Here is a 7,277-nt window from a genome sequence, read left to right on the forward strand (position 1 = left end):
CTGAAAAACTTAGGTTGTTTTAATAACCTATTTTTGAAAATTATTTTTTCATGATGATGCAATATTTAGACAAGCGGGTTAATATTTTGTTGGCAGTAGCTTTTATTGTGCAGATGCTCACGGCATGGCATACCTTCTTTTTCCATTCCGATGAATATTTCCAGGTTATAGAATTTACCTCGTATAAACTAGGTATCTCGCCGGCAAGCATGTTGCCCTGGGAGTTTAAGGAACAGATACGCCCTTCCATCCAGCCCTATATTTTCAAGGCGGTTTACCTTTTTTTCGCATCTTTTGGTATCAAGGACAGGTTTTTTATCTTCGCCATGGTGCATATAGGCGTGGGGATAGTGGGCTTTGCTTTGTGCAATTACCTGCTCATCAGCAAGTTTAAAAAAGAAAAATATCTTTTTCACTTATTGCTAATAGCTAATTTTTTAGGGCTAGTGCCTTTTTTGCGGTCTAGCTTTAGTGCAGAAACCATGGGAGGCTTGTCATTATTGCTATCCATACTGCTTTTGGAAAAAACAATGCAGGAAAAAAGCAAGGCTGCATGGGCAATTGCTAGTGGACTCTGCATGGGGTTTTGTTTCTTTTTCCGCTTCCCCATGGCAGCGGCATTAGTGGGCATTTTGGTATGGATAGCCATTAACCATATCAAAAAATGGGATAAAATATTATTGATTGGGTTGGGGTTTGCAGTTGGATGTGCCTTCAATATATATTTAGACACAAGGTTTTATGGCAACTTCTGCTTTACCCCCTATAATTATTTTTATGCCAATATTATACAAGGCAAGGCTGCTGGTTTTGGCACATCGCCATGGTGGTACTATATTCCTATACTCGCTGCTGTGGCAGTACCGCTGTTATCGCTTTTTTTATTTGGGCTAATGGTAAAAAGCCTTGCGAATTACAAAAACCCATATTCGCTGGCTATCCTTTTTTTAATTGTTGGGCATAGCCTAATTGGGCATAAAGAAGAACGATTTTTGTTCCCAGTATTGTTTTTCATGGTTTATTTGGCTGGGGATGCTTATAGAAATTCTGTAAAAACACAGGCTTTTATTGCAAATATGTGGGGGAATAAGCAATGGGGATGGCTAGTAAAAGGCGGCATTGGCTTTTCTGCCATTGTAAACCTGATAGTAGTAGTGTTGCTCTGTATTACGCCTTTTAAACAACCAATGGAGTTTATCAAAAAAATTAACAGTGATTTTCCCTACCCGCAACAAGAAATTTTTTGCTACAAGCAAAGCCCTTACACTACTGAAAGCAACCTGCCCTATCATTTTTTGGCAGAAGACAAACTGAAATTTACTATCCTGCCCGATAAAGCTAGCTTTCTTGCCGCATTGGCAAGCAGCAAGAAGCCAGTTTATTATTGCTTAAAATATGAAGATGCCGCTCAAGATGGATTTCCACAACTAATAGAAAATAAAAAAGGCATTGTTTCTTCTAGTATTGTTTGGTGGTTTACCAATTGGGTTGGCAGCACCTTCCATGGATATATACAAGATATTTGGTTGCTGGCAAGTTATTAAAAAGAATTAGCCTATTAGTATAAAATCAATCGCAAAACCTCAATTTTAATTTATCCTATCCATCTTATTCAATTATAGCCTATTTTGCTACTTGAAATTTTAACCACCTAGTATTATGAATGAAATAAGGCAAAAAGGTCACCCGCAGGGTTTGTATGTTTTGTTTGCTACCGAAATGTGGGAGCGGTTCAATTATTATGGGCTAAGGGCTGTTTTAATTTTGTTCATGACCAAGGCATTGCTTTTTGACCATGCTTTTGCTTCTAACCTGTATGGCAGCTATACTGGGCTGGCATTTTTAACCCCTTTGATTGGTGGGTACGTGGCAGACCGGTACTGGGGCAACCAGCGTTCTATCATTGCAGGGGGGCTAGTAATGGCCATCGGTGAATTTATTTTGTTTTTCTGTGGATCTTTTTACCATAGCGCACCCCAATTGTCGTCTATTTTATTTTTCTCGGGGTTGGGCTTTATGATTACAGGCAATGGTTTCTTCAAGCCTAACATATCGTCTTTGGTGGGGCAATTGTACCCAAAAGCAGACAGGAGGCTGGACGCAGCCTATACCATTTTCTACATGGGCATTAATATAGGCGGGGCTTTGGGCCCCTTTCTTTGTGGCTTGGTGGGGGATACTGGCAACCCTGCCGATTTTAAATGGTCGTTTCTTGTAGGAGCCATCGGCATGTTGCTAAGCGTTACTGTTCAATTGTTGTTCCACCACAAATATGTAAAAGGGCCAGATGGCAATGTATTAGGTTTAACGCCAGCAAACTCGCCTAAAAATGCCACCAATCCTATTGTTATCATAGCCAGCCTATTGGGGTTGTCGTTTATTACCATTGGCTTGATTTATATAGATGCCAAGGTATTTAACTATTTATTTTACCTGCTTATTGGTTGCATTATGTTTATAGCCATTCTGGTTTTTTCAGACAAAGCTTTGACGCCACAGGAAAAAAGCAAAATAATTGTGATATTCGTTGTATCGTTTTTTGTTATCTTCTTTTGGAGTGCTTTTGAGCAAGCCGGAGCCTCCCTTACTTTTTTTGCAGATGAGCAAACAAACAGGAATTTAGGCTTCTTTGTTGTGCCTGCAAGTTGGTTCCAATCTTTAAATTCTGCTTTTGTTGTTGCATTTGCCCCTTTGTTTGCATGGTTGTGGATTAACCTAGGCAAAAGAGAGCCATCCTCCCCCACTAAGATGGCGTTGGGTTTATTCTTGCTTGCATTGGGCTATTTGTGGATAGCTTTTGGGGTAAAAAACGTGCAGCCTGGCATTAAAGTAAGCATGATATGGCTTACAGGCATGTATGCCTTGCATACTTGTGGCGAACTATGCTTATCGCCAATTGGGTTGTCGCTGGTAAACCAGTTGGCACCTGCCAAGTTTGCTTCATTGCTCATGGCGGTATGGTTCACGGCCAATGCGTTTGCCAATAAATTTGCGGGTGTGCTTAGCAGCTTGTACCCTGACAATAAAACTACCAACTTCCTCGGTATTTATGAAATGAGCAACCTTTACAGCTTTTTTATGTTATTTGTATTCATGGCGGGTATTGCTTCGGTGATATTGTTTTTCCTGACGAGGCTATTGCAAAAAATGATGCGATAGGTTTCTAGCCACAAAGGCACGAAGGCTCAAAGTAGCGCTAAGGAAAAAAGGCAGAAAAAGTCTATTTAATTTCTTTTTCCCTTAAACCTTTGGATTCTTTGTGTTTTCTTCATTGCAAATTGCTTCAAATTGCACCTGAGTAGTAACTGTAGCTATTTACCTGTGTGCTGAGTAAAAGATTAAAAATAATAACGGTGGATTATGGAACCCCAAGTTGCTGCTTTCTTGAAACGTATATTAACTACCATAGGCATTGTACTGTTTTGGATGGGCATTAATTCTACTACGGGCATTATGTTTGGCTATGGATATATAGAAGGCCCAGTTAAAGCAGGCAATATCATTTTTTATATTTGGTTGGTAATTAGCTTGCCGCTCATGGTACTTTGGCTGCGTAAATTGTGGAAAGACCAGATAGATTTTGATGAAGACAATAGGTAAAGTATATTGCCACGAAGGCACAGCTACTTTGAGCCTTTATGCCTTTATGGCTAAATTCTATACATCCCAAATAAAAGCGTTTTTTCTTTGTCATTGAATTGTAAATAATACTTACTTTAGCCAAAACGATTGTTATGCTTGAGCCTTGGCGCATTGGAAAAATGATTAGGATAGAAGATGAAACCCCCACCACAAAACGGTTTTGGATACAAGTACCCGAACTAGAAAAATTTGATTTTGAACCGGGGCAGTTTGTAACGCTGGATTTGCCCATCCATGAGCAAAAAAACAAACGCTGGCGCAGTTACTCCATTGCATCTGCACCCGACGGCACCAATATTTTTGAACTAGTTATTGTAAAGCTGGAAGGCGGTGCAGGCACAACCTATTTGTTCGGCGAAGGCAAAGTAGGCCTTGAATTGCCGCTTAGGGGGCCTGCTGGCAAGTTTACCCTGCCTGAAATAATAGACAGGGATTTGTACCTTGTTTGCACAGGAACAGGCATTGCCCCTTTTCGCTCAATGGTGAGTTATATACATGCCCATCAGATACCCCATAAAAATATCTACCTCATTTTTGGCTGCCGCACATTTGCCGACAACTTGTATTATAATGAGTTGAAGCAATTGGAAAAGGAAGAAGATGGCTTTTATTTTTTACCTACTTATTCCCGAGAAACCGAAGCACCAACAGGTTGCCATACGGGCTATGTGCATGGGGTGTACCACCACCATGTAAAAGCTAATTGCACTGAAGAAGACCCTGCCCCAGCCTATTTTTACCTTTGTGGCTGGAAAAACATGGTGGACGAAGCAAAAGAGCGCTTGCAGCAGCTAGGCTATGATAAGAAAGCCATACACTTGGAATTGTACGGCTAAGAGGAATAGCCACAAAGGCACGAAAACATAAAGAAACACAAAGGGTAAAAGGAAAACAAGAAATACAAGGTAAATAACCCTTTCTCATTTTTTCTTAGTGCTACTTCGAGTTTTCGTGCCTTTGTGGCTATAATTTATTTTCTAAAAATCCCTGTGTTCCCTTACCCATTCGGTGATGTAGTGCGTTATGTCTGTGGTAGCAGTACCCGGGGGGAATAACTTGCCTACGCCTATTTCGTTCAAGGCCTTCATGTCGCTTTCAGGTATAATGCCGCCGCCAGTAAGCAGCACATCGTCCATTTCCTTTTCTTTCATCAAAGCAATTATTTTAGGGAAAACGGTATTGTGCGCACCGCTTAAAATGCTTACTCCTATGGCATCCACGTCTTCCTGCAAAGCGGCATTTACTACCATTTCAGGTGTTTGGCGAAGCCCAGTATAAATCACTTCCATACCTGCATCCCTCAGGGCTGCCGCAATTATTTTTGCCCCACGATCATGGCCATCAAGACCTACCTTGGCTATAAGCACCCTTAATGGCCTGTTGATTATTTTATTCATTTGGCAATCTATACTTTGTAGGTATTAAGTAATACATTGTAAGTTAGTAAATAACTGTTTAAAACGTATTACTTATTTATTCGCTCTTGGCGTTGCGACAGCTAAAGCATTCCAAGCACCGATTTTATCCTAGATACTGTTTCCTCTTTGCCTAGTATGGCTGCTATTTCAAACACGCCGGGGCCAAATTTGCCGCCTACCAGCATTATCCTGAATGGCAGCATTAGTTCGCCGGGCTTTAGCTGGTGCGCTGCAGCTAATTCTTTAAATTCTTTTTCCAAATCGCTGGCTTCCCATAAAGTACTTAGCTCGTAAGCCCTAATAAGTTCCACAAAAAACATTTGCTTCTTCTCGTCCCATTTAGGGCTAATGGCAGCAATGTCTATGGTTTCGGGTTGTGTAAGGAAGAAGCTTGCCTGTGCCACAAAGTCGCTCAGCAGCACGCATCTTTCTTTCACCATTTCTAGTATCTGCGTGAATTTTTCATTTATTTCAACCTCAATACCATTTGCTTTGAAAAACCCTGCCACCAAATGCTGGTAACTTGCAACATGCATTTTCTTTATCCACTCCTGGTTATACCATTTGGCTTTTTCGTAGTCAAACTTGGCACCGCCTTTGTGTACACGGCCAATGCTGAATTTTTCAATCAATTCCTCCAAAGTAAATAATTCCTGCCCAGTGCCATCGTTCCAGCCAAGTGCTGCCAGCATGTTTACAAATGCTTCTGGCAAAAAGCCACGTTCCCGGAAACCAATCGTAGTTTCGCCGCTTTTAGGATCTGACCAGTCCATGGCAAACGTGGGGAAGCCAAGCCTGTCGCCATCCCTTTTGCTTAGCTTGCCATTGCCATCTGGTTTTAGTATCAATGGCAAATGCGCCCATTTAGGCATATTGTCAATCCCAAACAGATAGCTCCATAGCAATACATGCACAGGTGCAGAAGGCAACCACTCCTCGCCACGGAAAGCATGGGTAATTTCCATTTTATAATCGTCCACCACCACGGCAAGGTGGTAAGTGGGCATTCCATCGGCTTTCAAAAGTACTTTGTCATCTACTTGGCTGGTATTGAATACCACCTCGCCCCTTATCATGTCCGTAAACTTCACTTCTTCATTTTCGGGCAGCTTGATGCGTATTACATAAGGCGTGCCATCGGCCAATAATTGCTCCACTGCTTGTGGGTCAAGCGTCAACGAGTTTTTCATCATTCCCCTCGTGGCTTGGCTATATTGAAAATTATTTATTTCCTTGCGTTTTGCATCTAGTTCTTCTGCTGTGTCAAAGGCATAATAAGCTTTGCCTTCCTGTATCAATTGGTCAGCATATTGCTTGTACATCGGCTTGCGCTCGCTTTGCCTGTATGGGGCAAATGGCCCTCCATGCAATGGACTTTCATCCGGCGTTAGACCGCACCACGCAAGCGTTTCAAAAATATAGGCCTCGGCGCCCTCTACAAAGCGGGTTTGGTCTGTGTCTTCTATCCGAACAATAAAATCACCACCATGCTGCTTCGCAAACAAATAATTGAACAATACTGTCCTTACTCCCCCCAAATGCAAGCCCCCTGTGGGCGATGGGGCAAAGCGTACACGCACTTTTTTTTCCATGATGGTGCAAAAGTAAGGGATAAGGCATAAGTCGTCAGTGGTAAGTAGCTAGTCATAAGTCTGTCAAAACCTAAAATTCCTTTTCCCCTATCTCACTCACAGGCAACTTTACTTTTTTGTTTTTCTTGTTGAACGTATAGCTTACACCCAGTTGCAGCACATCAGGCTCCACGATATAATTGGTCGTAGTGTAAAAATTACTGCCGCTGGTCGTGATGCGTTGTATGTTTGATATGCCCATGCCCGCATCAATATTTAACCACTGTGCCTGGAACGCCCATTGGTTGTTCTTGCTTAGTTTTTTGATGGATAAATTGGGCGAGAAAAAAGCCCCGTCTTGCCCTTGTGCTGTTGGTCGCAGGGATAAATAAGAGGCACTCAACTGCACCGTCCATTGGGAAGAGAGTTTAAACGTCTGTGTGGTGTTCCATGTATAAGCCAATTTACTATTGTGAACGGCTACCTTCCCATTGAATATGCTGCCGCTTACTTTAGACTCAAATACATTTAATCCCACTAGGCATTGCCACCAATTGTTTAAGTGCAAAGTCAGCCCCGTTTCTACTCCATATTGCTCCGCATAGGAGGCGTTGGTGTATATCCTGTTTAGGATAGTATCGTTAAA

The 7,277-nt window shown here is 41.8% G+C and carries 7 protein-coding genes; 4 read left to right on the plus strand and 3 right to left on the minus strand.

Annotated elements, in window-relative coordinates; genetic code table 11:
• Window positions 1-50 precede the first annotated feature (50 nt).
• The 4 genes from ACHFIY_RS18880 (at window position 51) to ACHFIY_RS18895 (ending at window position 4,478) form a co-directional block, all read left to right on the plus strand.
• A complete protein-coding gene (locus tag ACHFIY_RS18880) occupies window positions 51-1,544 on the plus strand; it encodes a glycosyltransferase family protein (protein WP_410847688.1) in 1,494 nt (497 codons plus the stop codon).
• A gap of 115 nt (window positions 1,545-1,659) precedes the next feature.
• Window positions 1,660-3,159: a peptide MFS transporter gene (locus tag ACHFIY_RS18885; protein WP_410847689.1), complete on the plus strand. Its 1,500-nt coding sequence runs from the start codon at window positions 1,660-1,662 to the stop codon at window positions 3,157-3,159.
• Between the two features lie 201 nt (window positions 3,160-3,360).
• Window positions 3,361-3,600, plus strand: coding sequence for a hypothetical protein (locus ACHFIY_RS18890; RefSeq protein ID WP_410847690.1), 240 nt, complete (start codon window positions 3,361-3,363; stop codon window positions 3,598-3,600).
• A gap of 134 nt (window positions 3,601-3,734) precedes the next feature.
• A complete protein-coding gene (locus ACHFIY_RS18895) occupies window positions 3,735-4,478 on the plus strand; it encodes a ferredoxin--NADP reductase (RefSeq protein WP_410847691.1) in 744 nt (247 codons plus the stop codon).
• Between the two features lie 141 nt (window positions 4,479-4,619).
• On the opposite strand, the gene ACHFIY_RS18900 is transcribed toward ACHFIY_RS18895, so the two are convergent.
• The 3 genes from ACHFIY_RS18900 to ACHFIY_RS18910 form a co-directional block, all read right to left on the minus strand.
• Window positions 4,620-5,039, minus strand: coding sequence for a cobalamin B12-binding domain-containing protein (locus ACHFIY_RS18900; RefSeq protein ID WP_410847692.1), 420 nt, complete (start codon window positions 5,037-5,039; stop codon window positions 4,620-4,622).
• A gap of 101 nt (window positions 5,040-5,140) precedes the next feature.
• On the minus strand, window positions 5,141-6,652 hold the full coding sequence (gene gltX, locus ACHFIY_RS18905) for a glutamate--tRNA ligase (RefSeq protein WP_410847693.1): 1,512 nt from the start codon (window positions 6,650-6,652) through the stop codon (window positions 5,141-5,143).
• A gap of 70 nt (window positions 6,653-6,722) precedes the next feature.
• On the minus strand, window positions 6,723-7,277 hold a 555-nt coding region (locus ACHFIY_RS18910; protein ID WP_410847694.1), incomplete at its 5' end, for an outer membrane beta-barrel protein.

The organism is Parasediminibacterium schistidii, assembly GCF_046546515.1.
GTDB lineage: Bacteria > Bacteroidota > Bacteroidia > Chitinophagales > Chitinophagaceae > Parasediminibacterium.